Annotated in this window: 20 protein-coding genes and 3 pseudogenes; 12 read left to right on the top strand and 11 right to left on the bottom strand. The window is 46.3% G+C overall.

Translation table 11 applies throughout. From position 1 onward, the window contains the following. Positions 1-345 (top strand): annotated as a pseudogene (locus JGK07_RS22930) (RNA-guided endonuclease TnpB family protein); the annotation flags it as partial. Between the two features lie 463 nt (positions 346-808). Here the strand turns inward: JGK07_RS22930 and JGK07_RS22935 are convergent. Both JGK07_RS22935 and nfi read right to left on the bottom strand, forming a co-directional pair. Next, the gene (locus tag JGK07_RS22935; protein ID WP_293149797.1) at positions 809-1039 is read right to left on the bottom strand and encodes a KGG domain-containing protein; all 231 of its coding nucleotides are present in this window, start codon (positions 1037-1039) and stop codon (positions 809-811) included. Between the two features lie 835 nt (positions 1040-1874). Continuing rightward, entirely contained in the window at positions 1875-2528 is a 654-nt protein-coding gene (gene nfi, locus JGK07_RS22940) for a deoxyribonuclease V (protein WP_293186801.1), read from the bottom strand. A gap of 278 nt (positions 2529-2806) precedes the next feature. On the opposite strand from nfi, the pseudogene JGK07_RS22945 reads away from it, so the two are divergent. From JGK07_RS22945 to JGK07_RS22965, 5 genes and pseudogenes are all read left to right on the top strand, one after another. After that, positions 2807-3001: pseudogene (locus JGK07_RS22945) on the top strand (hypothetical protein); the annotation flags it as partial. Positions 3002-3230: 229 nt separating this feature from the next. Then, positions 3231-3872 (top strand): annotated as a pseudogene (locus JGK07_RS22950) (RNA-guided endonuclease TnpB family protein); the annotation flags it as partial. Positions 3873-4459: 587 nt separating this feature from the next. Further along, on the top strand, positions 4460-7483 hold the full coding sequence (locus JGK07_RS22955; protein WP_293192756.1) for an EAL domain-containing protein: 3024 nt from the start codon (positions 4460-4462) through the stop codon (positions 7481-7483). A gap of 232 nt (positions 7484-7715) precedes the next feature. Then, positions 7716-8594, top strand: a complete 879-nt coding sequence (locus tag JGK07_RS22960; protein ID WP_293186799.1) for a Uma2 family endonuclease — start codon at positions 7716-7718, stop codon at positions 8592-8594. Positions 8595-8634: 40 nt separating this feature from the next. Further along, positions 8635-9402 (top strand): Uma2 family endonuclease, encoded by a 768-nt coding sequence (locus JGK07_RS22965; RefSeq protein WP_293186798.1) that lies wholly within the window; start codon positions 8635-8637, stop codon positions 9400-9402. Positions 9403-9437: 35 nt separating this feature from the next. Here JGK07_RS22965 and JGK07_RS22970 read toward each other — a convergent pair whose 3' ends face one another. From JGK07_RS22970 to JGK07_RS22980, 3 genes are read right to left on the bottom strand one after another with little or no spacing between them, the layout of a single operon-like run. Continuing rightward, positions 9438-10904: a DUF1802 family protein gene (locus JGK07_RS22970; protein ID WP_293186797.1), complete on the bottom strand. Its 1467-nt coding sequence runs from the start codon at positions 10902-10904 to the stop codon at positions 9438-9440. A gap of 2 nt (positions 10905-10906) precedes the next feature. Continuing rightward, positions 10907-12883, bottom strand: a complete 1977-nt coding sequence (locus tag JGK07_RS22975; protein WP_293186796.1) for a P-loop NTPase fold protein — start codon at positions 12881-12883, stop codon at positions 10907-10909. Between the two features lie 47 nt (positions 12884-12930). Further along, entirely contained in the window at positions 12931-13653 is a 723-nt protein-coding gene (locus JGK07_RS22980; RefSeq protein WP_293186795.1) for a hypothetical protein, read from the bottom strand. A 162-nt stretch (positions 13654-13815) separates the two neighbouring features. Here JGK07_RS22980 and JGK07_RS22985 point away from each other — a divergent pair, with 162 nt between their 5' ends. Both JGK07_RS22985 and JGK07_RS22990 read left to right on the top strand, forming a co-directional pair. Next, the gene (locus JGK07_RS22985) at positions 13816-14055 is read left to right on the top strand and encodes a hypothetical protein (protein WP_293186794.1); all 240 of its coding nucleotides are present in this window, start codon (positions 13816-13818) and stop codon (positions 14053-14055) included. Between the two features lie 165 nt (positions 14056-14220). Beyond that, entirely contained in the window at positions 14221-14700 is a 480-nt protein-coding gene (locus JGK07_RS22990; RefSeq protein ID WP_293186793.1) for a rhodanese-like domain-containing protein, read from the top strand. Between the two features lie 291 nt (positions 14701-14991). Here the strand turns inward: JGK07_RS22990 and JGK07_RS22995 are convergent, their stop codons facing one another. From JGK07_RS22995 to JGK07_RS23020, 6 genes are all read right to left on the bottom strand, one after another. After that, complete coding sequence (locus tag JGK07_RS22995; protein ID WP_293186792.1) at positions 14992-15459, bottom strand: NUDIX domain-containing protein; 468 nt, start codon at positions 15457-15459, stop codon at positions 14992-14994. Positions 15460-15568: 109 nt separating this feature from the next. Further along, positions 15569-16306: a peptidase gene (locus JGK07_RS23000; RefSeq protein ID WP_293186791.1), complete on the bottom strand. Its 738-nt coding sequence runs from the start codon at positions 16304-16306 to the stop codon at positions 15569-15571. A gap of 111 nt (positions 16307-16417) precedes the next feature. Next, on the bottom strand, positions 16418-16657 hold the full coding sequence (gene secG / locus JGK07_RS23005) for a preprotein translocase subunit SecG (protein WP_293155559.1): 240 nt from the start codon (positions 16655-16657) through the stop codon (positions 16418-16420). Positions 16658-16900: 243 nt separating this feature from the next. Further along, on the bottom strand, positions 16901-18502 hold the full coding sequence (gene gpmI / locus JGK07_RS23010) for a 2,3-bisphosphoglycerate-independent phosphoglycerate mutase (protein ID WP_293208539.1): 1602 nt from the start codon (positions 18500-18502) through the stop codon (positions 16901-16903). Between the two features lie 9 nt (positions 18503-18511). Further along, positions 18512-18700, bottom strand: a complete 189-nt coding sequence (locus JGK07_RS23015; RefSeq protein WP_293186789.1) for a hypothetical protein — start codon at positions 18698-18700, stop codon at positions 18512-18514. A gap of 220 nt (positions 18701-18920) precedes the next feature. Further along, positions 18921-19598 (bottom strand): retropepsin-like aspartic protease, encoded by a 678-nt coding sequence (locus tag JGK07_RS23020; RefSeq protein ID WP_293186788.1) that lies wholly within the window; start codon positions 19596-19598, stop codon positions 18921-18923. A 225-nt stretch (positions 19599-19823) separates the two neighbouring features. On the opposite strand from JGK07_RS23020, the gene JGK07_RS23025 reads away from it, so the two are divergent. From JGK07_RS23025 to JGK07_RS23040, 4 genes are all read left to right on the top strand, one after another. Continuing rightward, a complete protein-coding gene (locus JGK07_RS23025; protein WP_293186787.1) occupies positions 19824-21284 on the top strand; it encodes a hypothetical protein in 1461 nt (486 codons plus the stop codon). A gap of 44 nt (positions 21285-21328) precedes the next feature. After that, positions 21329-22066: an MORN motif-containing protein gene (locus tag JGK07_RS23030; protein WP_293155568.1), complete on the top strand. Its 738-nt coding sequence runs from the start codon at positions 21329-21331 to the stop codon at positions 22064-22066. A 48-nt stretch (positions 22067-22114) separates the two neighbouring features. Further along, the gene (locus JGK07_RS23035) at positions 22115-22738 is read left to right on the top strand and encodes a DUF6391 domain-containing protein (protein ID WP_293186785.1); all 624 of its coding nucleotides are present in this window, start codon (positions 22115-22117) and stop codon (positions 22736-22738) included. A gap of 769 nt (positions 22739-23507) precedes the next feature. Further along, entirely contained in the window at positions 23508-23966 is a 459-nt protein-coding gene (locus tag JGK07_RS23040; RefSeq protein WP_293192750.1) for a hypothetical protein, read from the top strand. Positions 23967-24038 lie beyond the last annotated feature (72 nt).

Consider the following 24038-nt stretch of genomic DNA (forward strand, 5'->3'; position numbering starts at 1 on the left):
GTCAAAGATAGACTACAACAAGAGTGCGCTCTCAGAGGATGGAGATTTGTAGAGCAAGACGAATCCTACACCTCAAAAGCTAGCTTCTTGGATCGAGACATACTGCCAGTGAAAGTTGGTGAAAAACCCGACAATTGGCAACCGTCTGGTAAAAGAATTAAACGAGGTTTATACCGTTCTGCTCAGAAATCAATTCTGAATGCAGATGTTAACGGTGCGGCAAACATCATTAGGAAATCAAAAGTAGCCATAGACTCAATTATTGAGCGAGTGGGTAGCGGGTTACTGACTAACCCTTTAAGAATTAAACTTTGGGCGGATTCATCCTCCAAAGTTTGTCCTTAAGAATCCCCGCGTCTTCAGACCGGGGAGTGTCAAAGTTTCCTGAAATATATCAAAATCTTACTTAATTTATATCCAGACTGCGGGCGGTTTCCGGGCTCGCGTGCTTGGGCCAAGAAACCAGGTTTGTGGGAGTTTTGGGTTTGGTAACGAGAAATCTACAAAGAAACCGGGTTTCTAAGAGTTTTGGGTTTGGGAACGAGAAATCTGCAAAAAAACGGGGTTTCTGAGGTCAAAAAGTGCGATCGCCAGCTATATGAGTTAACCAAATAATTCGTCTCACAAACAAAAAAGCCCCGATTTCGGGGCTTTTTGCGATCGGATTGGCTTTTATTGAGAGACAGACTGGTGTTTGCTTGCCTTGTCTAGCCCGCAAACTTGTTGACGCTCAAGATAGCTTCATAACTTCTTAAGAATCGCACAGTGACGATATTTCAGTCACTGTGTTAAATAGTCACAGACTCACTTAAGCTTCGCTTTTGCGGCTTTTCCGGCCGCCTTCGCGACCAATTTGAGCCATGTGTTCCCGATTTCTGCTGACAGCTTCGCCACCTTTTTGACCGGCTTCTCTGGCTTCTTCCGAAGTAAATTCGTGTGCAGTTCCTTTCGCGTGTGCAGCTTTTCCGCCTTTGCTAGCAATTGCACGCTGTTTTTCTGCGTCCATAGATGCGAATCCACGTTTGCTTTTCTCAGCCATGACTGTCTCCTTGTTTTTTTTGCTGATTTTTTCGATCGATCCCGCCTCACCTCCCACCGTAGTTGGGACTCCCAGCTAGCGGTGAGAGGTTAGACGGTAAATTATGAAACATCATCTGACGAATGTAAACTTTGAGTTTAAGTCGCAGGATGACTGTTTCATAATTTACAAATGTGAACTAAACATAGTTCACGCCCGGGTAGTTTAGTTCAAGCCGCCAATGTTTAAGCTGATTACTGTCTTTCAATCATTCTACAAATCCCCCAACTTTTATACCTCTTTCTCAGGTATAGTCATAAAAAAAACTCGGTAAGTAAGTGGGAAACGAGCGTGACTTTAGTCCTGAGAGGGAAACGGCTCGGCGATTTCAATCGCCTTGAATCCCCTTTCGGGGTTAGGGGGGGTATGGTTGCCACCCCTGGGGAGATATGGTTGTCTCCGAATCCCCATTTCTGGAGTAATGTTCGCCTCGACCTGGTTATAAAGGCTTGTTAGACCTGCAACACTGTAAAGCGTGACTTTAAAACTGTTTAATTGCAGATGACAGAGCCCAAAACTGGCGGATCATTTTCCGGTGTCGTGACCTGAATAACGTCTCCTCGCGATCGAGGGGTCTGGTCAGAACAGCTTGTAATTTCTTACAAGCGAGCGTGGCGTTGATTCCCTGAGTTCCTGACTCTTTAGTTCGCTGGAAGGATGGAACCGAAAGCTGATTGGCGATACACTCAGAACATTTTTCGACTTAAGGGCCACACTTCAAAAATTCAAAGTCCAAAGAGGGATGCTTTTTTATCTTTTGACTTTTTATTTTTTTGATGCCTTCCGGGCCTGCCAGTTATCCCGATGTTAGTTGGTCTGCCGATCGAGTTGTTTCTGGCAAGCGATACCTCGGGGCGCAGTGCAGGACGTACTCGATCGCACTTATCAAGTTTACCTTATGACCGATCGATACATAAATCGGTTTTATCCCTGTTTGCGTCCTTAACGCTGCGCCTACCGTTGATCCCTCGTGCAGCAAAGGCTGCCAACAGCCCCGCTCGAACCCTACTTCTGAATGTTCTCCGATAAATCTAGTTTTGGCAACTCCGATCGTCGCAATTCCTGTCAAAACTCCCAAATGGCACGCCAGACCGAACCTGCGGGGGTGAGCTAGTCCTTGACCGTCGCATAATATCAAGTCTGGTCTCAAACTGATATTTTGTAAAGCGTCGAGGACTGCCGGCACTTCTCGAAAAGACAGGAAACCGGGAACGTAAGGAAAAGCTGTAGGACTGCGAACCACAGACTGCTGCTGTAATTGCAAGTCTGGAAAGCTCAAAACTGTTACAGCGGCCCGCGATACGCCTTCTGCACTGTCGTAGCCGACATCTACGCCTGCGACGTACCGAACTGGCGACCGTAGATTTTCGGTAATTACCTCTGACCGGAGAACATCTTGAATGACGATCGCCTCTTCAATTGTCTTCGGCCAAGGGTGTTGCTGCAACATTAGATATCTTTTTTCAACCGTTCTCATCTAACCTTAGCTTATTTTCTGCCATTTTCAAATTCTAATTTTTAACATTTGTCGCTATAAATTCAAAACTTGCCCAAGGAGTCTTTTTTTATACTCGCTTTGGGTTGGGTAAGTCCCACCAATGCCCCTTCTCTAGCAGATTTTGAAGGAGGAAGGAAGAGTTGACTGTTGACTGTTGACTGTTGACTGTTGACAGTTGACTGTTGACAGAAGTCCGATGGAAGTCGGAGGAAGGACGAAAAGCAGTTCAGTATGATAGAGATATTAATGCTGCAATAAATATTAGAAATGAAGGTTTGCGAATTCTGGCGTTAGGAACTAGCGCGAATGCCCTTGGAGGGGATGTAAGACGAAAATCTTCAGGACGTAAAAAATCTATGAAAGTTGAGGCAATCCCCATTGAATTGGGAAGCCTACACGCTTACCGCCAGGAAGCGTGTAGGTAGTTCACAGTTAAAAAAGCAACCCAAGATGCTCAAGCCCAAATTAACCGGGCTCTCATAGCAAGCAGAAGCTCAACGGTTGCAGCGACAAACTTTAACTATAGCCTTTCTCAAAAAGATGAGGTATAATTGACAGCTTATATAACCACCCAGACGTATAGGGCCTTCTTCCCAACAACGTCCGCGAATATGAGAGCTAGATCCGCTATACCTCGCCGGGAAGTCCCCCGCTATATACAGTAATCCTAAGCACTTAGCCAAGCATGAAAAAAATCTCAAACGCAAGCAAGCAACAAAAGCTAGCAAAAAAACAGAAAGGAAGTAAATCAAGAAACAAAGCTAAAAAGATTAGACCTCTTGCAAAAATAGTTAGGACGGGCTAGAAGCCCATCCCACAAAAATCTTTTTTCTTGTGGGATGGGCTTCTAGCCCGTCCCAAAATTTGGATCCCGTCAAGTTTTTTTGCATAAGTTATCAAGAAAACTCGTCAACGAAAACCAAGTTGTCGTAGTAGAAAATCTTAATGTCAAAGGCATGGTACGCAACCACAATTTAGCTAAAGCAATATCTGATGCTGGATGGGGAACTTTTACTAATTTCTTAGCTTACAAGCTAGAGAAAAAAGGTGGGAAGTTAGTAGGAATTGACCGATGGTTCCCCAGTTCTAAACTTTGCTCTAGCTGTTATTACCAAATTGATAAGTTGCCACTTGATATTAGAGAGTGGACTTGTCCCAATTGCGGCACTCGTCACAATCGCGATGGTAATGCAGCAACAAATATTAGAGCAGAAGGTATCAGAATGCTACAAACGGATGGAACAGCCGTTTCTGAAGAGCGGAGGGGAAGTAAGACCAACGAAAGGACGTAAGTCAGTTCGCTCGGCATTCCCCCGCGATGTTAGAAGCCTGCACTATAATCGCTTCGATAAGCGTGCGGGTATTTCAACTCCCGAAATTTTGCACTACTCAAGCGATCGAAAAATGGAACGGTCAGTTTCCGACAGTAATGGGGAGCAACGAGGCTCTACCCTTGATTAATATTACCAGAAAGAATTGGTTGAAAGCCTCTCCCTGCTCGGGAGAAATTAAAATCAAACTATTCATTACTCCAATCCTCTTCCTTCTAGGTAGAGGTCGCTCTCAAACTGTCAACTGTCAACTGTCAACTGTCAACTGTTGAAGCCTGGTCAATCTGCGACTCCTGGTAAATAAGTTGCTGCACATCCTGATTGACGGAGTGCGGGGAGAGGGGGAGAGGGGGAGAGGGTGAGAGGAATTGAGGGTTTTTCACTCTTGGCACTGAAGATGCGCTTTTTGTAAATGCCGACACAGCAAGCGCAGAAAATACAACTAGCAACTAACCTGAAATCCCGCTTAGTTAAAGGCAAAGATGCAATCTACGTTCGTGAGTCCTGAAAAACGTTAAAGTAAGAAGCAACTCGGAAATTGCAAAGGTTGGCTTGAAAGTTTGGCTGATGGGAAATCGGGATAACCAGTCAATTTATAATTTAGATGAAGTGGGGGACGTAGCCGATCGCGATACGGCTTCTGAAGCACTGTGGCTGCGCGATCGAGCTTTGGCTGCTACTACCAGCGGTATTATTATTGCTGACGCCAAGGCACCCGACTGTCCCATAATTTATTGCAATCCAGCATTTGAAAGGATCACAGGCTACTGCGCCGGTGAAGTCTTGGGGCGCAACTGCCGATTTTTGCAAGGCCCGGATACCGATCGCACTACAGTAGCTAAAATCCGCGAAGCCTTGCGCGAAGGCATAGCATTGCAGGTGACAATCAAAAATTATCGCAAAGACGGCACTCCTTTTTGGAACAAATTGTCGCTATCTCCCGTGCGAGACGACAGCGGTAATTTGACTCACTTCGTCGGAACTCAGTCCGACTTATCGGAACGCATCGAAGTGCAGGAAGCTTTGCAGCAAGCAAACGACCAACTGCAAACGATTTTGGAAGCAGTTCCGGGCATAGTATCTTGGATTAGCTCGGATTTGCGCTATTTGGGCGTCAACCACCACTTAGCTAAACTGCACGGTTTGTCGCCGTCGGCCTTTGTCGGTCAAGATATCGGTTTTCTGGGCGCTAGCTTGGATTTTTACTCTTTTGTGGTGGATTTTTTTGCCTGCGAGGCTACGGAAGCGGTTAAAGAACTCAGCGCTAAGGTGAAAACGGAGGGCGGACAGTCGGCGGGATATTATTTGATTGTGGCTCAAAAGTACGATCGGGGGAATGCAGCTTGTCTGGTAGGGATTGATATTACCGAGCGCAAGCGGGCAGAAGAAGCTCTGGTGCTGACTCGCAAGGCGGTGGAAAGTTCGAGCGACGCGATCGGCATCAGCGATGCCAACGGCACTCACATCTATCAAAATCAAGCGTTTTCTCAGCTATTTGAATGGGAAACGGCAGAGGAATTTAAACTCGCAGGAGGTATACCGGCAGTTTTTGCTGACCCCGCAGTCGCCTGCGAGGTTCTCGATACGATCGCCAGAGGTTATTCTTGGTCTGGTGAAATTACCAACCGCACAAAAAGCGACAAAATTTTGCAAGTGCTGCTGCGGGCCGATGCGATTAAAGACCCCACGGGGAAAATTGTCGGTCTGATTTACATGAATACCGACATTACCGATCGCAAGCGCACGGAACAAGAACTGCGACAAAGCGAAAAGCGTTTTAGATCGCTAATTGAAAATGCCAGAGACATTATTGTAATTCTCGACGACAAAGGCTTTTGCCGCTATGTCTCTCCTTCCGCCGAGCGGATTTTGGGCTACCCGACGGCGGAAGTCCTCGGCCGGTCTGTCTTTGACTTGATTCACCCCGATGAATTGCCAATGGTGGATCAAGTGTTCAAAGGTGTCATCCAAATGCCGAGAGTTGGGCTGGGATTGGCGGAATACCGGGTGCGACACAAGCAGGGTTTCTGGTGCGTGTTGGAAGCGGTGGCGACGAATTTGCTCTCGGAACCTTCGGTGCGGGGAATTGTCGTCAACTGTCACGATGTAACTGAACGCAAGGCGGCTGAAGACCAATTGTTGCACGATGCTTTGCACGACGCGCTGACGGAGTTGCCCAACCGCGCTTTGTTGACTGACAGGTTGGGCCAAGCTTTTGCACGCGTCAAACGGCATCCGAACTATCAATTTGCGGTGCTATTTCTCGATTTGGACAGGTTTAAGGTGATTAATGACAGCCAGGGACACCGCACGGGCGATCGGCTGTTGGTGGCTGTGGGCCGCCGTCTGTTGACTTGTTTGCGCCCAGGAGATACGGTGGCACGTCTGGGGGGAGATGAGTTTGTGATTTTGCTGGAGGAAATTCAAGGTGTGGATGAAGCGATCGCCCAAGCAAAGGGAATTCTGAAGGCGATCGAACGACCGCTATATTTAGAAGGTCATAAAGTTTTAATTACTGCTAGCATCGGGATTGCTATGAGTACCGACAAATATCAGTGGCCTGGAGATATTTTGCGCGATGCTGATATTGCGATGTACCGGGCAAAAGCTCTCGGTAAAGCTCGTTACGAAGTGTTTACGAGTGCAATGCACACTCGGGCTGTGGCTTTGATGCACTTAGAAAACGATTTGCGGCAGTCGATTGAAGAACTGAATTTGACATATTCGATTGTGGATTTCCCAGGTGGGGCGGCGGGGGAAAACTCGCCTGTATGTGAAATCGACTGGAAGTTGGAGCGCACGAAATCACAATTGGCTCCTCTTAAATTGGAATGTCCTTTTACTGTTTATTATCAGCCGATAGTTTGTTTGAAAAGCGGATCGGCGATCGGATTTGAGGCGCTGGTGCGCTGGCTGCACCCGGAACGCGGTTTAGTTTCCCCGATGGAATTTATTGCGATGGCGGAGGAAACTGGGTTAATTATGCCTTTGGGTTTGTGGGTTTTGAACGAAAGCTGCCGCCAAATTATTGAGTGGCAGAGTTTGAATTTGCCTGTGGGAAATTCCCGGCTGACAGTAGCAGTGAATCTTTCGGGGAGGCAGTTTTCGGAACCGGAGTCGATCGAGCAAATCAAGCAAGTGTTGCAGGAAACGGGTGTTGATGCTCGCTGTTTGAAGTTGGAGATTACTGAGACTGTGGTGATGGAAGATGGGGAAGCGGCGGCGGCGATGCTTTCGCAGTTAAGGGAGTTGGGGATTGGGCTGTGCATTGATGATTTTGGTACTGGTTATTCGTCTCTGAGTTATTTGCACAAATTCCCGATTAATATTTTGAAGGTCGATCGCTCTTTTGTCAGTCGCATCGGAGCAGCGGGCGAGAATTTGGAAATCGTGCGGGCGATCGTCATGCTGGCGCGCAGTTTGGGGATGGAGGTAGTCGCAGAAGGTGTCGAAACCGCCGTGCAATTGGCTCAACTGCGGGCGATCGGCTGCGAGTACGGTCAGGGGTACTTTTTCTCTAAACCTCTCAACAGTGAGGCTGCTACGGCCTTATTGAGGCGATCGCCCAAATGGTAATCCGATCTACAATAGTTAGTAGGGTGCGTCAGTCTGCAAACGCTCGATCGTCGCCCTATAACTTCACGCCTGAAAATTGGATCTGAAGCCTCCCCGTGTAGGGGGAAATCAAACAAAATGATTCATTGCTCCAATCCTCTTCTATCGATGGAAGAGGTAGCTGTCAACTGTCAACTGTCAACTGTCAACTGATGAACTGACGCACCCTACAAACTTACTCATACCAAAACCTATGTCTCAATCAATCGCCCCAGTTTTAGAAGAAAAAGAAGTTGATAATTCTCCAACTTTAACCTTTGAAGAATACAGAGTTTATCAAGGAGATCCTGATGTACAATACGAACTGTACAAAGGCAAACTAATACCAATGGCAACGGCGAGCGCATTACATACAAGCATCTGCGAATATTTGGTTTACAAGTTGCAGCGTTATCTCGCTGAACACAATCTCGATTTAGTAGTAAAAACTTCTGTAGGAGTGAGAACAGAAAATGCTACATCTTGCATTCCCGATGTACTTGTCTGCACTCAAAGTTTGTGGGAACAAATCCTTGCCCAGCCTGGTTCAGGCATCCTTGACTTAGGAGAAACACCCCTATTAGTAGTAGAGGTAGTGAGTGAAAATCGACGGGCAGATTACATGATTAAACGAGCACAGTATGAATTAGCGAATGTGCCAGAATATTGCATTGTTGACCCTAAATGTGGGAAGCAAAAAATCAGAATCTTAGCATTTATTGAAGGTGAAGATGGTTACACGCATACAGATTTCTTTCCGGGTGAGGAAATTATATCTGTAGTATTTCCAGATTTGGTTTTATCAGTGGATGAAATACTGAATCCACCATTGGTGGAGGAGTTAGTGAAGGCAGAACGAGTTCGATTACAGGAATCACAGCAACAAGCTGTAATGGAACGTCAACGCGCTGATGAGGAGCGTCAACGCGCTGATGAGCAGCGTCAACGCGCTGATGAGGAGCGTCAACGCGCTGATGAGGAGCGTCAACTCGCCCAGCAGCAGAGTCAACGCGCTCAAGAGGAATGTCAACGTGCTGACAAATTGTCAGCGAGGTTGCGGGAATTGGGAGTAGATCCTGATACTGTCATTTAAATTTAATTTAATCATAAATACTCGCTGAGGTCACAAAGATATGTCTCAATCAATCACGCCAGTTTTGACAGACCAACAAGTTGATGATTCACCCACATTAACCTTTGAAGAATACCGATTTTATAAAGTCGATGACGAGGTAAAACATGAACTGCACAGAGGTGAATTAATACCAATAGCAATGCCTACAATTCTACACATAAATATTTGTGAGTATTTGGTTTATAAATTGCAGCGTCACCTAGCTGAAAACAATCTTGATTTAGTAGTCAAAAGAAATTTGGGAGTCAGAACCGAAGAAAGTTCATCCCGCATCCCTGATATAGTTGTTTGCACTCAAAGTCTTTTAGAACAAGTTGCTGCTCGACCCGGAGGGGCCGTCCTTGACTTTGATGAAACGCCTTTATTATTAATAGAAGTAGTTGGCAAAGATCGACGCGCAGATTATATACTTAAACGAGGAGAGTACGAACAAGCTAACGTGCCGGAATATTGCATAGTTGATCCGACAGAAAACAGACAGCGGGTGCGAGTTATAGCAGTTCCCGAAGGTGATGAGGTTTATTCACAGGTAGATTACTTGCCGGGTGAGGACATAGTATCTGTAGTATTTCCTAATTTGAGATTATCAGTGGATGAAATACTGTCTCCGCCATTGGTGGAAAGGTTAATTAAAGAAGAACAAAGGCGGTTGCAGGAACTTAAACAAGCTGCAATGGAACGTCTAGATTTTCAAGAGGAACGTCAGCGCGTTGAAAAATTGGCGGCTAAGTTGCGGGAGTTGGGAGTAGATCCTGATACTGTTTAAAGAGTTGAAATAGTGGCAATAGCCTCAATTCTACCTCAATCATCTAATAACAAATCACGCAGGAAATAAAAGCGATCGCGCCCCAAACTATCTCCTTTAATTCGCCCTGCATAACCTGTCAGCGGAGAAGAAAGTTCTACTAAAATTTCGTGCAACTCTTCACGGGACAATTGCTTGGGTGGGTTAGACATTGAAAACGCACCGCTCAAAGAATCAACGCTGGCTCTTTTAGAACCTGTAGTTTCTAAATACTTTTTCAGAATAGAAAGAACGTGCGATCGCACTTTAAGCTTTTCCCGCACATCGTCAATATAGCGATTAACCTTAGCATCGGCTTCCTCACCAAACGGCTGTTGTTCCAAACAAGGTTTTAACTGTAATAGATCGATCGAACCTGGTTGCTTAGCTTTGAGTTCAACTAATCTTTGCAATGTTTCCGGGCGAATTACATTCATGTGGTTTCCGATAGCAGTTTTGTTAGCGTGTCTATTTAACTGACCAGCGGCCATAATTATCTTAATACAGCAGTTGTATTGTTCCTGAAGATGCTTGTGTCCTAACTTGATAAGTTGCGCGGGCGTTCCATCAGCTACGGTTTCACTTTTGGTAGCTTTGCATTCTCCCACTACCTGATAGGGAGTTTCACAGTAGAAATCTAATCCGCCAGCGCCCCCGGTTGATTCGGGATCGAGACTGGCTTCTGGTTTGTGGTTAGAATTTCCGAAACCTAGCTTGATAAAACCTTTGCGGACTAATTTTTCAAAGCCATTACCGTCGCTAGAGTTGCCGATTTGTGCGATCGTTTTAATCCAATCTAAATCTGGATCGGGTTTTGTTGTTGGTAAATTTTCCGACCAACCTAGAAATATTTTAATTTCGGCATCGAGTTGTTTAGCGTTTGGGTTAGTATTGGATAAATGCACTAATGCACTTTGCAACTCTTCCAATTCTGGATGTTCGGGAGGCTCTAGTTTTTCGAGCTTTTGACGGCGTTTAGCGAAGATAGACTCGCTCAACACAGGCGTTGAATCAGTAACAGTTAGGGATTTTGACAAAGATACAAAATTGCCACTAGATTGCACTGGTATTTCAAACGGCTGAGGTAGCAGATAAACCCGCAGGTAAGCTACAAAAATAAAAGGACGCTGCTGGAGAATTTGCTCTAATGCCTTTGTTTTCCAGACTGTTAATCGCGACAAAGCCTCTAATGATTCAGGCTCATTCACCATTTTACACAATTCGCACCTAGCCCAAGCTTTGATCGAAACCGTTTCAGAATTTAACTGAGCAAGTGCGTTTTTAGCGACGGGCAAAAAACTTGAGCTATAATGTTGCTCGTGAGGTAGCAAATTAATCGAGATATCGGCGGGGTACAAAGCAAATGTCCGCCCCGGATTCAGAAACATCCGAGGCATAGCTGCAACCATTCGTCCTTGGATTAAAGCTTCAACATCTGGATTTGGTAAAGCCAGTGCTGTTTGAAGCAAAATTGATTGGTTCATACTTAACTAAATTGGTCGCTTAGATCGCCATCATCTGTATCATCACTGCTGGTAGGGTTGAAAATATCTTCTAAAAGTTGGAGTTCATCTTCATCATCAACCACAGGCATTTGATTCGACGGATCGCTCAAAATTTCTCGCAGTAAAAGATTGTCAAAAGTGAGCTTTTTCTGAGATATGAAATCAAAAACCTCGTCTTTGGTTAAATTATACTCTGTGCATTTTTCATAAACAGCACGGAGAGCAAATAACGGTTTTATTTGGTCTTCAATCAAGTACACCAACTCACCGCCTTTTTCTACTGACACGAGTTGTTCTAGTAGCTTGTATGCTGGAGAGTTTTTGCTCATTTTCTCTATTTTTGATTGGGAACGGACTAAACAACCGCGAGTCAAATCAAATTTTTGATAATCAATTAAGCGTCTTAATCCAGCAACTAAGTCAGATTGAGAAGTTTGAATGACTGCAACACCAATCTTGATTTTTTTCCCATTTTCGACACCAATTATCTTGAAATCAATCCAATTCGCATTTTGTAATTTTGGCTTAACCTCTGTCATAATGTCATTAATTTTTACGTTGTCTACAGTCTCACCTATCAGGGTTAAAAAGCCAAAGCAAATAGCATCAGCAATTGTCAAACTATCCTTCATATCCTCTCGGATGTCTCCGTCAAGTTCCTTGGTAAAAGCAAGCTCAAACCGTTCAGCAGGCTCTTCTGGAAGTTCAGGCATTGGAGGCATAAAAACTTTAAAATTCTCGGCACACCATGTCAAAGCTTCGCGTACAGTTGGCTTACCTCTGCCATATTCTCTCAGTTGACTTTCCTCAAATGGGTAAACCGGATGAGGAGGATTTAAATTTCTGACCTGATAAAAATCTTGCAACCATAATTTGACTAAATCAACTAAAGAATCGCCATTCAAGTATTTTAAATCGATTGGTTTTCGCTGCGTGTATGTTGAAACTCGATCTAGTATACTACCAGGCATCATATTAACTGTTTTCCAAGTATCTGGTGCCATTACTGTGATAATAACTAAACCTTGACTGAGTTCTGATTGTTCGAGAGTATCGTACAAACGCTTAACAAGATCGGCAATTACCTGCGGTGTTGTCAAGCCATCATCTCTACAACTTGTATTTACATCTATTTCATCAAAACAAATGATTATAGGACGGTAGTAACTCACCAAATTTAAAATTTTCTGGACATTGTTAAGAGATTCTACTTCTCTATCCTGATTAGTCTTGCCGGAATTAGTCGGCAATCCTAGTTCCTCAGCTTTAGATTTATCTAACTCTTCACCAGACAACCATTTGATAGCAAAAGGTGTTTCAGTTTCTGATAATGTCCACAAAACAGCTCGAACAATATAAGGGTCTACATTTGATCTTCTCCTAAGAAATTGCTTGGTTAGGGCTTTCATGTAATTTTTATTTTTAGTAGCCCAACTAGCACATACTTGATCAAATTGATCGAGTAGTTTTTGAGTAGAAAGATTTGGTGTAGCAGCATTCATAGCTTTAAAACATTCGTTAACCATTGCTGCTGCTATTTCCTGGCATTGCATGACACCTTCGTTACTTATGCGACTTAAACTGTTAACTAAAGTTTGCTGAAATTGGTATTTTATCAAGTTTAAGTCTGTGTAATTATTAACACTTGCATAAACGAATAAAGCATTACCATTGCTTTCTAGCCTGTGGCGAGTACGATTCAAAATGTGGCTTTTCCCCACTCCCATTGAAGCAGTTAATACCAGTGAAGTCACCTTTTCTTGACTAGATTGACTTGTCTTTACTTTTTCAACTGCCTGAAAAATTGCATCGGAAGCATGAGCATTTAGAGTCGGAAGATCGGGGAACCCTTTCCCCCAAATATCTTGCTCTTTGACAATGCCAGCTTTGCTAAATGGATTGTGATTTTGAATTGCAGCATTCAGGGCTTCTATCGGGGAAACTGGTATATTGTTCATGGTTATCGGGTGTGAGGTAACGAACTACAAAAAGATTGAGAACAATTTTATGGATTTAAGCGCTTGGCGTAGTAACGCAATGTACCACCAGGAATGATGATTGAGTCTTCACGTTTATCTGGGGTGATGTCTGGCGTTTCCCCTGCCATTAGCTGAAAAATGTCATTAGCCTGCATTTCCAACAGCCACTCATTGAACTCCGATCGCCCAACTCTTTCCCCGATCGCCCGTCGCATCCGATAAATCGGCACTAAATCGTCTAAGTTATAATCCCGGTTCAAGCTGTCATACACATCGATCGCCACAGCCTTAAAATCGTCATAGGAGGCGATCGCCCCTGCATCCTTTTTCCCCGTCTCCACAGCAACACTCGCCGCACCATCCTGATGCCGAATCCACTTCAGCAGAGCATTTCCCAGCCGAGTACCGATTTGAGAACCATCAAACTCAAACAGAGAATCCCGACTTTTCAAGCCCTGCGCTAAAACCTCTTTCCCCTTCGCGCTCAACTCCACCCGCGTCACCCGATTTACCAGCGAATACTCGATCGCCCCAGATTCCTGCAACTGGGCGAGCACTTCCAGATACCTCTGACTCGTCTCATTAGTGCGAACAATCCGCTTAGTCAAATCCCCCTTTTTAACCGGAATCTGACCGCCACCCAAATCCCACAAATTCAGCAATACCCGAACTTTCGCCTTCGCATCCCAAACCGCTTGCTCTTCCGGTGTCAAAGTTTTAGACACAGCAATTTCATTTTGCTCAGACATATCCATACCTTTAAATCCCTATTGTTAGTATCAAATCTTACCAGAAATTTTGTTAAAAAACATCTCAACTTCTCAGCAAAATAGCGCGCGAGACCGCGCACAACCCATGCAAACTTCATTTTAAAATAATTGGCATTGACTAAAATCTGAGTATTTGATACAATGACTGATTGGACAATCGATCGCACTTCAAAATATCTACACTCAATAAGAGCGATCGTACATTTCCATCAAAACAATCGGAATCAACCCCACTTACCAGAAAGAATTGGTTTAAAGCCCCAAGCCCGGGAGAAATTAAAATCAGACGATTCATTATTCCAATCCTCGGACTTCCAGGTAGAGCTCGCCCTCCGAAGTCAACTGTCAACTGTCAACTGTCAACTGTCAACTGTCAACTGAAAACTTAGCAACCTCAGCAAATATAGCGCTCCGAACCACAGTCAACCACGAGCAATTCAGATTAACTGCGACTTTAGTTCAATCCCCAATTCAGCCTTTAGAAAGACGAATTCAACCGAAACATCTTGTTACATTGCAATCAAAGCATTGAAGAGAATTTTACCCATGAAAACTATTCCAGACCAAATTGCAGACATCAAAGAAAAACTGCCAGATTTGACTCCCACCCCTCCCAGTTTAAAAGCCCAAGTATCCAGCCACGACCTCAAAGCCCGCTTAGATTGGGGCGAACCCGGACTGACAATCATCGACGCCCGCGATTTTGAAAGCTTCGATAAAAGTCGCATTACCGGCGCCGTACCAATGCCAATGGACGAATTAGTCGATCGAGCAAAAGCCAGCCTAGAACCCGTTCGCGACATCTACATCTACGCCGAAACCGACGAACAAACAGCAGAAGCCGCCAATCTTCTGCGCGCAGCAGGCTTTAGAAAAGTCGCCGAACTAAAAGGCGGAATTCCAGCTTGGAAAGCCATCGACGGCCCCATCGACGGCGCTCTAGAACACGGTAATCCAGGCCCCGCCGCCTACAATGTTTTCGCTCGCCTGCAACATCACGCCAAAGCCCAGAAAATTAACAAATAATCTCACAGAAAACCTAGATACCCGACTTCTTGAAGAAGTCGGGTATCTAACAGAACAATTTGTTTGTAGTAATAACTTCAGTGGGTGCATCTCATTTTGGCGAATATATCCGTAGGGGCGAAGCATGACCGCAGAAAATAGGAGATTATAACTAATAACTTATATGCGGTCATGCTTCGCCCTCTTCAAAAGTGAGATGCACCCACTTCAGTCCTTAGCGAATAAAAGTTTTAAGATAGGACTAAAGTCCTTACTACAAACTTAATTATGGGTAGATAAGGAGATTTGATATTAACTCTTTTTTTTGCCGTCCAAAAAAGCTTTAACTTCCCTCAAGATTTGCCGATTCCCATCAAAAGTAATCTGCTTGACTGCATCCTCAAAAGAACTCCAAGCATGATTCTGAACTTCCTCTACTTGCAACTGAACTTCCATTGAATTTACAAAAGCCAAAAAGTAAGTAACAGTCTTTTCAATTGATTCCCCTTCCTTAGCAGAGGAATAATGTTGCACAGAACTAGGCTTCCCTTCCTTAACAAAGGAATAACTTTCCACAAAACTAGGCTCCTCAACCACTTCACAATCGCGGATGCCAGTTTCCTCCTCAAACTCCCGCTTCGCCGTTTCTAGCGCAGATTCCCCCGGATTCGCGTGACCTTTAGGAAACGCCCAATGTCCGGCTTGATGTTGAATCAACAAAAACAAACTATCAGTTTCAGTCGCAAAAACTGGCACAATGCCAAAAGCTTCATCTTTCATATTTTTTCTCTTTGCTATTAATAACTAATCGGAATCTTCTCTTAGTCCACGCAGGTGGACTTCGTTTGTGTAGACGCGATTTCCAATCGCCGGGAATTTGTGGTTTAAACTATAATTCCCATCCCAACCGAGTTGGCTGTTCGTAAAGCCGCTTCAAAGTATTAACATCCCTCGCAGAAATAGCCGGAGGATTCCGCACCTGAGAAAAATAAAGCACATCAGTTTCCAGCAAACTGTGGCCCCAAATTCCCAAAGCGTGCCCCAACTCATGCCGCGCCGTCGCCGGAACATACTTACCCACTTGATTCGGATTCAAATAAACCGCAAACCGATGAGATAAAACTGTTTTATCCCCATCCCGACGATTGTACAACTCATAGGTGGATTCCCCCGATCGCGATCGCAAAAGCCCTTGACGCAAAGGCGGAGCCTGACGTAAAATTCTAATATCAGCCGCCTCGGAACTATCCACGACTTGCAAAGGCAAATAAACCCCCCATTCCCGCACAACACCCAACACCGCTGCTATCCATTCTTCAGACTTATTCCCATCTACCGGACGCTCCACATACACCTGAATCGGGAACTTCGACCATAGCAAATGACCGACATTTGGCTGTTTAATGCGATCGAAATAATCGCCGCTATTAGTTGCATCTTGCCAATTAGCCAGCGTTGGTGGTAAAGGATGAACCTGTGGAGAGGGCCAAGTATTTGGGAGAGGAGAAAGAGAAAGACTCGCCGCCGGAGCATTAACCTGAGTAAAAATTATGAGACTAAAACAACATAAAGTCAATCCCAAACCAGCCAGCAATCGAGCTTTTATCGAAACTTTCCACAACCGCATTTTTCAGACCGCAGATACACACAAATAAGCGCAGATGAATACAAATTATATCAACTTCATCTGCGTTAATCTGTGTTTATCTGCCTACATCTGCGGTTAAAAATCCTAATCTTACAACTTAGGAGTCAACCAACCAGCACTCAAAATAATAGTCAAACCCATAAACACAATAGACAGACCCCAAGTAATCCGATTGAGAGTTGTTTCCGCACTCTTAGCGCTGGTAAATAATTGAGCTTGTCCGCCAATTCCTCCAATGCCATCGCCTTTAGGACTGTGGAGCAATACAAAAACCACAAGTCCTAAAGCAGACAAAGACCAGATAACTTGTAACACAGAAACAATATTCATAATTTGGGCTAATTGGTAATTAGTAATCGGTAATTCATTATCATATCAAATTTAGTCGATCGCACACAACCGGGCAGTCGAGGCCCGATCCCCTAAATCATCCTTAAAAAGCAGGGGGGTTTTATAGTCAGGAGAGAGATAGGTACGTAGTTGGGCTTTAGCCCTCTTTGTATATATGTCTAAAGAGGGCTGAAGCCCAACTACGTACCTTGCCTAACCCTACCTACCTGTAGCCCAGACTTCCTAAAGCCGCACCCGCACCGGAGTGCGATTAGCCCGAACTTCAAATTCAGCAGCTTGAATCATAGACTTTCCAGTCATCTCCGGGGGCTGAGGCAACCTCAACAGCTCCAAAATCGTCGGCGCCACATCGGCCAAACAGCCGTCCGCCCTGAGAGCAACATTCCCTCCGTGACCTGGAATTTTCAGACCTTCGCCTTCTATTAGAATAAAGGGCACCGGGTTAGTAGTGTGAGCCGTCCAAGGATTCCCGTTCTCGTCGAACATCACCTCAGCATTTCCGTGGTCAGCAATAATAATTGCCGTTCCCCCAGCTTGGGAAATCCCGGTCAACAGCCGCCCCAAACATTTATCCACAGTTTGAACCGCAATTATCGTCGCATCCAGCATCCCCGTATGACCAACCATATCCGGGTTAGCGTAGTTAAGCACCACAAACGAATAAATCCGCTTGGACAAAGCCTCCAGCGCCACATCCGTCACCTCAGCGGCCGACATCTCCGGCGCCTCATCGTAAGTCGCCACCATCGGACTCTGCACCATTTCGCGGTCTTCCCCCTCAAAAGGCTCTTCCAGACCCCCATTAAAAAAATAAGTCACGTGAGCGTACTTTTCAGTTTCCGCTGTCCGCAACTGTCGCAAACCGTGCTTAGAAATCACCTCACCCAGAATATTGTTCAAATTCTGGGGTTCAAAAGCCACCAGTACCGACGACAGTTTGGGGTCGTACTGAGTAAAACTCGCAAAGGTCAGCGGCTCAATTAACTGCCGTTCAAAGCCCTTAAAATCTGGCGCTACAAAAGCCTGAGTCAACTCTCTAGCCCTGTCCGGTCGAAAATTGAAGAAAATCATCCCATCCCCGGATGCCACCGCTCCCGGGGCAATGCGAGTCGGAACTGCAAACTCGTCGGTTACTCCTTCAGCATAGGAGGCCTGCAACACATCAACTGCCGATCGACCATCAGGTGCGCTCTCAACCGTCATTACCTCATAAGCGCGGCTCACCCGATCCCAGCGTTTGTCTCTGTCCATCGCGTAATAGCGGCCGCTGATGGTAGCAATCCGACCCACTCCTACTTGTTTGATATAACCTTCTATCTTGCTGAGAGCTTCTACACCCTCTTTCGGAGTAGTATCGCGGCCGTCTGTAATCGCGTGGATGCAAACTTCAGAAATTCCCTGTGCTTTTGCTAGCTGTAGCAAACCCAAAATGTGACTCAGGTGCGAGTGTACCCCACCCTCGGAACAAAGACCGGTCAGGTGTAACTTGCCGCCCCGACGGCGCACTTCCTCGCAAAGTTTAACCAGCGCCCGGTTGTCGAGCAAAGAACCATCTTCGACAGCATCCGAGATTCGCACTAACTCTTGAGGAACCACGCGGCCGGCGCCGAGATTTAAGTGACCGACTTCCGAGTTGCCCATTTGCCCGTCTGGAAGCCCTACCGCCCGACCTGATGTGTTAATCAGAGTTCTGGGATAAGCTGCCCAGAGACTGTCCATCACGGGTGTTTTCGCTAAGGCGATCGCATTTCCGTCTTTTTCTTCACGATAACCCCAGCCATCTAGAATAATCAGCACTACAGGAGATACAGACGTTTGTGCCATGCCAATACCCTATTTACAATAATTAATTTCTCGATCGTCATTATTGCCGATTTTGCGGAACATCTTCCGCTCATATATTTTGTACAGCGGCCCAACAACACGAACAATAATTCCCCCAGCCACAGCATTTTGGAAACTAATTTCCACCCGATCGGCAAATTGTCTAATTGATTGCCTTGACTTGAACTCTGAATCCACCGTTGGATACTGTTACTCGATAGCGCCAACAGTGGCCGTGCTTTGACAGCCGGATTTTCCCGGATTGTTCAACGGTAAACTGCTCTGGAAACACTCAAAACAATACCACACTTGGTCGTATTTTGCTAGTGGCTCAAAAAATAAATTAAACAGCCTTGACCGGGCTGCGAATAACTTTAACAGTATGCAAATAAAAATTGGTTTCTGAATTGTCTCAGTTTCAGCGGACATAAAACTCTACAACATCTTTTTTGATTTTCACATCGTAATTGCCAAAGAAATCGTGACCGAGGAGACCAATTTCCATTTGTTTGGCGATCGCCACTTCGACATTTTGGATGGCAGCACCCCCAACCCGAATCGATCGCACCAAACCAATGGGGAACTCGACAATGCTACCGTCAGCGATCCCCGCTCTCCCAGTGCCCACTTGCCTCACTCCCAGTGCAGTAGCCATCCGCTGAGTAATTAAAGTGCCGCTCGCCCCGGTATCGACAATCATTTCAAAAGTCTTGTTACCGTTAAATACCACATCAATCACAGGTGTCCCACCCGCGCGGCGCTTGATTTTCGCTTGAAATACCTTTTGATTCCCACCAGAGGCTGGTTGATTGGCTGGCGGTTGGGCACCAGGATTTGAGGTGCCCCTGCGAAACTGAGAATACACATTGCCACTTGTGGCTTCCGAGGCTGCTGTTAAAGTGCGATTCCCTTCGGGATAGCTCCGCCGCGCGTGCTGCTGGGAACTCACAAGTGGCACCAATGCCATCACCTTTGTTTCTGGCTGATGTGAATGAGCATTCACATTGCCGCTTCCCACCGATCCCAGACCTACCAAAACAGCCACAGAAACAATGCCCGATCGCCAAATCCGTTTCAGAATCACTTTTGCCACCATAACCATGCCCTAATTAGTTAAATATGTGCAAGAACCACCACCATTGATATCCTAACCTGCTCTTGAAAACCCAGGGCCCGCCTCAATATCAAATCGTCCGGAAAACTTGGCAATTTAAAAGCGATCGCATACCATCAAACCAGGTAAACTGAAAAGCGGCAAATGGCAGCAACTGCAATTGCCATTTGGATCACTTAAAAGTCAGGCGTTTGGGGACGATCGGTAATGCGTAAACTTTTATATTTTGCAACTATAGGAATGCTGGCTTTCTCGATCGGGGGATGCGGCGGCGACGGGGGTGGCGACACAGCCAGTCCCACTCCTAGTCCTAGTATCAGTCCGGGTGCAACACCAGGGGCACCAGCAGCCAACGCTCCCGGAACGACCGGGGGTGTGGCAAGTCCCACACCAGGAGCTCAGACATTCCCCTCTCCAGTAGTAGCGGCCCAGCCCCCCGGCTTGATCCGATCGACAAACCCTGACGATCGCGCCAGACAAGCTCAAGCAGACATTGATGGCAAAAAGACAGCCCCAAGGGCAATTCCACAGACATCTGTCCCCGGCCAAGCAAATGACCCATTCTCAGTCCTTCCCCCTCAACCACTCAAAACAGACGGTGGCGGGACAGCGGGCAACGAACTCCCCAACCTCCCAGTCAGACAAGTTCCAAGTCTGCCCAAGCTGCCAGACGAGAGAAACCCACCTCGGTGGACGCCAGTACCGGGATCGAAAAGGGCACCGGGCGGCGGCACAGTTGCCGAACTTCCCAAAGCTCAAAGCCCCGCACAGGTGTCAAGTCTTCCCAACCTGCCGCTAACCCCCGTACCCCAATGGCGGCCGCCAATTTCAGCGCGTCCCCAAGCAGCTCCCGGACGCCCCGGAGCGAGACCAGCAGGCTCCCCAAACGTCGCAGGAAATCCGCCGTCAATACCGGGCATTCCAGCAGGCTCAACCGGCGGCACCGGACGCCCCGGATCCAGACCGGCAGGTGCCCCAAACGTTGCGGGAAATCCGGCATCAATACCGGGAGTGCCTTCTATACCGGGCTTCCCAACAGGCAGCACCGGCGGTACCGGTACCAGACCAGGACGCCCCGGAGCCAGACCAGCAGGTTCCCCAGATATAGCAGGAACTCCGGCATCATCAATACCGGGAGTTCCCTCTATACCGGGCTTCCCAAGAGGCACGACGGCAGGCCCCCAAGGGACGCGACGACCGGCCCAGACACCGGGACGGCCAGGAGCAACACCGGGACGCCCGCCAGCGATCGCCGCCCGCCCGCCCGGCCCGCCCCGCCCTCCCAACATTCCCAATATCGCCACCAGAGAATTGCCCGGTCTGCCCAAGCTGCCGGAATTAACACCGCCGCCCTCGTGGCAAGACCCGAATCCACCACCACCCCCCGCACCACCACCGCCACCGCCTTCGACAGACAATGCCAAAGGAGTTGAAGTTAGTGGCGTAGTCAGAGTTGGTAATGACATACTGGTAATTGTGAAAGCACCTAACGAGCCAACAAGTCGATATATCAAAGTAGGACAGCGGATTGCCAGCGGGCAGGTGCTAATCAAACGGGTTGATTTCAAATCAGGAGCCGATCCGATTGTGGTTCTAGAAGAAAACGGTGTAGAGGTTTCTAAAATTGTGGGAGAAAAATCTCCCCGAGTTGCCCAGAACCCAATTTAATGCAAAATTTAGCTCAATCCTTAGAAAAAAAATTGAGAACCGTCATGCTTCGCTCAATTAAACAACTCGGAATATTCATGTTGGTTGGCACGGGGGTAGGATGCCTCTCACTGCTAGCCAATACTAAATCGTCATTGGCGGCGCCAGCAGCAGAACAAAAGCGCCCTCCGGTTTGCGAAGGCTCTCCCCCGAACGGTAGAGTCAAGTGCAACTACGAAAATGGCGACAATTATGAAGGAACTTTCGTCAACGGCAGACCTCAGGGACAAGGAATATACGTATACTCCAAGGGCGATCGCTATGAAGGACAGTTTCGTAACGGCGTGCCCAACGGTCAAGGCACATTCCTGTTCGCCAACGATGACCGCATGGTAGGAGAGTTCCGCAACGGTCTGATCGTTAGGGGAGAAGCTATTTTTGCCACGGGCGATCGCTACAGAGGAACATTTGAAATTGTTCAACAAGTAGGTGGCAGCGCTCCAAGCAGTCAGCCACACGGTCAAGGGCAATTTATCTTTGCCACGGGCGATCGCTACGCCGGACAATTTTTCGCAGGAAACCCATTTGGTCGCGGAGTGTTTACTCGATCGGACGGCACTCGCTGCGACGGTCAGTTTTTCAACGAAAAGCTAGACGGTAAAGGTAGTTGCAGTTTCCCCAACGGCGTTCGCTACGAAGGCGAATTTCGTAAGGGATTGCCTCACGGTAGAGGCGTAATTACAGATGCTAAAGGTAGACGCTTTTCTGGAGAGTTTCGGGCAGGCAAGCGCGTTCAACCTTGAATCTCGCTGCTAAAATTTGCGATCGGACATTAGTGGAGGCCTTTTGACATGACGACAAATGCTGCTTCTAGTTCTGGGCACGCCAGCCAAATTCCTTTTGACTTTGCCCCGCAGCAGACTCAAGATGCTGACTTATTAAGACAGCTAGATTTTGTTCCGGGTTTGAAGGAAATCTTGACTTTGCGCCAAGTTCATGCTTTGGAACACGCTACGGTGTGGGTACTCAGCCAATCTGGCGGTACGCCGACAGCAAGAGCAGATAATCAGTTATTGGGCGGAATGTCCACTGACCAAGGATTTTATCTGTACGGCCGCGTTAACATTGCACAGTTGCGTCATGCAGTGCAATTAGCTTTGCAGCGGATTGCCAGCGGAGAGTGGGATTTAGCCGTACATCCCCGCTGTGGCACCAACTTGTCGGTGGCAATGCTGCTGACTGCTGGACTTGCTGTCGGCATCAATTTAGCTCTACCGAAGGGGCCCATTCTGCAACTTTTGGGTTTGGGTGCGGCGGCGGCGACAGCAGCTCAGTTAGCTCCCGATGTGGGAGCTCTGGCTCAGCGCTACGTCACAACTGCTATTCCGTTTAATTTGAGTATTGTTGATATTTCTGTCAGTCAGGACTTCTGGGGACGGGAAGCTCATTTTGTGCGCGTGCGTTGGGTTGAATAGCTGCGACGGCAAGGGAGAGGGGGAGAGAGGGGCAAATCTTCATTTTTCCTTTTTCATTCTTCCTTTTTGAGTCCAGGATGCCAGTGTCACAATAAAGGATTTTTTGGGTACGTTGTTGGGAAAAGAGCGCTCTTTTCCCAACAACGTACCTTTTTTAAGGTGCCATCTGCCTTTTTCATTCTGCCTTTTTCATTCTTCCTTCTGCCATATTATTTGTATTATAGCTTTTCTTATATAGATTAGGTACGTTGTTGGGCTTGGGCCCTCTTAGTTTATTAAGTGGTTGTAGGAGCTGTCAGTCATACCTCATCTTTTTGAGAAAGGCTATATAGCTTTTCTCAAAAAGATGAGAGATAATTCGTAAATGCAGTTTTTAGCAGCATAACTTGCTATGTAATAAATCTAAGAAGGGCCCAAGCCCAACAACGTACCTACTTGTTATAAATCTAAGAAGGGCTGAAGCCCAACAACGTACCTCATTTTTATAAAAACGGATTTATATATCAGAATCGGTATCATAAAAACGATACTATTCAAACGTCAATTCTGGTTAAGCATTAACTTAATTTAATTCACTAACTGGCACTACACAATGAGAAATATATTTTTTGGTAGCTCGATAAATTTCTATTATATTCAGTTTCCATCTTCACAATCAAGGCGTCAGCTATGAAAAGCTCGGATTGACTTCTGAGGCGACTTGCCAGAAGAGAGCAGCATCAGGTAAAATTGCTTGTTAGAATTTTTAGATCAAAAGTCAATCAAAAAAATGTGCAAACTAGCGATCGACAAAACCAGTCTAGCAAGCCTGCTGGCAGTCACCTTGGCCCTAGCAGGCAACAGCTTTTTACCTTTGGGTCACAATGCGAGTTTTGCGAGGGAAATTGCCCAAGCTAACGAACCAGAAAGAGTTCCCGACGGCAAGATGGTTCCCGTTAATGGCAAAGCTAATGTGAGATTAACGAATAAAACCAGCGATCGACTATTTTATCAAGTAGTTGGACAAACTAACCGCCGCAGCTTAGCCGAAAATTCAACAGTCGCGCTGCAAGCATTGACACTACCTGCATCCATTGTATTTAGGCGACAAGACGGCGCATTATTGAAAGCGAGTTTAAAACCCGTTGGTGAAGGCACAGTAGAAGTAAGATTAGACGAGACAAATGATTTAGGTTTGGATAAAAGATCTTTAAGCATTCGGAATGATGGTGCACTGTTTCTCCGATAACACGGCGGTTGAAAGCGCCCGATCTTCTTATCCCAAGCATATTGATATAAAATCAATTTGGCGATCGCCCTG

This window comes from Microcoleus sp. PH2017_24_DOB_U_A (assembly GCF_020738205.1).
GTDB lineage: Bacteria > Cyanobacteriota > Cyanobacteriia > Cyanobacteriales > Microcoleaceae > Microcoleus.

What these genes read in the sequence shown, in the direction of transcription:
- JGK07_RS22935 (WP_293149797.1), bottom strand. Translation starts at nt 1,039, where the DNA reads ATGGCTGAGAAAAGCAAACGTGGATTCGCATCTATGGACGCAGAAAAA.
- nfi (WP_293186801.1), bottom strand. Translation starts at nt 2,528, where the DNA reads ATGTTGCAGCAACACCCTTGGCCGAAGACAATTGAAGAGGCGATCGTC.
- JGK07_RS22960 (WP_293186799.1), top strand. Translation starts at nt 7,716, where the DNA reads ATGTCTCAATCAATCGCCCCAGTTTTAGAAGAAAAAGAAGTTGATAAT.
- JGK07_RS22965 (WP_293186798.1), top strand. Translation starts at nt 8,635, where the DNA reads ATGTCTCAATCAATCACGCCAGTTTTGACAGACCAACAAGTTGATGAT.
- JGK07_RS22970 (WP_293186797.1), bottom strand. Translation starts at nt 10,904, where the DNA reads ATGAACCAATCAATTTTGCTTCAAACAGCACTGGCTTTACCAAATCCA.
- JGK07_RS22975 (WP_293186796.1), bottom strand. Translation starts at nt 12,883, where the DNA reads ATGAACAATATACCAGTTTCCCCGATAGAAGCCCTGAATGCTGCAATT.
- JGK07_RS22980 (WP_293186795.1), bottom strand. Translation starts at nt 13,653, where the DNA reads ATGTCTGAGCAAAATGAAATTGCTGTGTCTAAAACTTTGACACCGGAA.
- JGK07_RS22985 (WP_293186794.1), top strand. Translation starts at nt 13,816, where the DNA reads ATGACTGATTGGACAATCGATCGCACTTCAAAATATCTACACTCAATA.
- JGK07_RS22990 (WP_293186793.1), top strand. Translation starts at nt 14,221, where the DNA reads ATGAAAACTATTCCAGACCAAATTGCAGACATCAAAGAAAAACTGCCA.
- JGK07_RS22995 (WP_293186792.1), bottom strand. Translation starts at nt 15,459, where the DNA reads ATGAAAGATGAAGCTTTTGGCATTGTGCCAGTTTTTGCGACTGAAACT.
- JGK07_RS23000 (WP_293186791.1), bottom strand. Translation starts at nt 16,306, where the DNA reads ATGCGGTTGTGGAAAGTTTCGATAAAAGCTCGATTGCTGGCTGGTTTG.
- secG (WP_293155559.1), bottom strand. Translation starts at nt 16,657, where the DNA reads ATGAATATTGTTTCTGTGTTACAAGTTATCTGGTCTTTGTCTGCTTTA.
- gpmI (WP_293208539.1), bottom strand. Translation starts at nt 18,502, where the DNA reads ATGGCACAAACGTCTGTATCTCCTGTAGTGCTGATTATTCTAGATGGC.
- JGK07_RS23020 (WP_293186788.1), bottom strand. Translation starts at nt 19,598, where the DNA reads ATGGTGGCAAAAGTGATTCTGAAACGGATTTGGCGATCGGGCATTGTT.
- JGK07_RS23025 (WP_293186787.1), top strand. Translation starts at nt 19,824, where the DNA reads ATGCGTAAACTTTTATATTTTGCAACTATAGGAATGCTGGCTTTCTCG.
- JGK07_RS23030 (WP_293155568.1), top strand. Translation starts at nt 21,329, where the DNA reads ATGCTTCGCTCAATTAAACAACTCGGAATATTCATGTTGGTTGGCACG.
- JGK07_RS23035 (WP_293186785.1), top strand. Translation starts at nt 22,115, where the DNA reads ATGACGACAAATGCTGCTTCTAGTTCTGGGCACGCCAGCCAAATTCCT.
- JGK07_RS23040 (WP_293192750.1), top strand. Translation starts at nt 23,508, where the DNA reads ATGTGCAAACTAGCGATCGACAAAACCAGTCTAGCAAGCCTGCTGGCA.